This window comes from Streptomyces sp. NPDC101166 (assembly GCF_044768125.1).
GTDB lineage: Bacteria > Actinomycetota > Actinomycetes > Streptomycetales > Streptomycetaceae > Streptomyces.
Genome location: NZ_JBIWPF010000226.1, coordinates 1 through 1,188, shown reverse-complemented (window position 1 = coordinate 1,188; position 1,188 = coordinate 1). Strand labels below are relative to the sequence as shown.

At 73.1% G+C, this 1,188-nt stretch carries 1 pseudogene; it reads left to right on the top strand.

Annotated features, from left to right (window positions below):
- A pseudogene (locus tag ACIRS4_RS37920) lies at positions 1–1,188 on the top strand ([protein-PII] uridylyltransferase); the annotation flags it as partial.

The window sequence follows — 1,188 nt, the reverse complement described above, 5'->3', positions numbered from 1 at the left end:
GACCTGGTCCGGGCCCGCAACCAGTTGCTGGCCGAGCACGGCTCGAACGGCCGCGCCGCCCGGCTCGACGCGGAGGCCCTGCGCGAGGCCCTGGTGGATCTCTACGACCTGTGGCTGACCACCAAGGGCCACGAGGTCGGCATCACCGCCGACAGCGGGCTCGCTCTGGTCGCGGTGGGCGGACTGGGCCGCCGGGAGATGCTGCCCTACTCCGACCTCGATCTGGTGCTGCTCTACGACGACGTCGACCCCGCCCGGGTCGCCGAGGTCGCCGATCAGCTCTGGTATCCGCTGTGGGACGCCCACATCAAGCTCGATCACAGCGTGCGCACCGTCCCGCAGGCGCTGCGCGTGGCCGCCGACGATCTCACCGCCGGCCTCGGCATGCTCGAGGCCCGGCACATCGTCGGCGACGACGGACTGAGCAACCTGCTCATCGGCGGCGTGCGCCGGGACTGGCGGGCCGGGATCCGGTCCCGTTTCGACGCCCTGATCGAACAGGCCCAGACCCGTTGGCGCCGGAGCGGAGACGTCGCCCACCGCGCCGAACCCGATCTCAAGAACGGGCGCGGCGGACTGCGGGACATCCAATTGCTGGACGCCCTCGCCATCGCACAACTGACCGACGCCATGCCGGGGCTCGGTCCGGAAGTGCCGGGCGGCGGGTTGAAGCAGGCGCACCGCCGCCTGCTCGATGTACGCACCGAGCTGCATCGGGTGGCGGGCCGCGCCCGCGACCAGCTGCGGGCCCAGGACGCCGACGAGATCGGGGCGGCCCTGCGGATCGGTGACCGCTTCGATCTGGCCCGCACGCTCAGCGACGCGGCCCGAACCATCGGCTACTCCACCGATGTCGGGCTGCGGACCGCCGGGAACGCGCTGCCCCGCCGCGGGCTCGCGCGCTTGCGCCGTGTTCCGGTGCGCCGACCACTCGATGAGGGGGTGGTCGAGCATTCCGGAGAAGTGGTGCTCGCCCGCGATGCCCGCCCGCAGCGCGATCCCGGCCTGATCCTGCGGGTGGCCGCGGCGTCGGCGCAGACCGGGCTGCCGATGTCGGCCACCACCCTCAACCGCCTCGGCGAAGACGCGCCCGAACTCCGCGAGCCGTGGCCCAAAGAAGCGCTCAACGACCTGCTGGTGCTGCTGGGCGCGGGCCGCGGCAGCGTCGACGCCGTCGAGGCCCTGGAC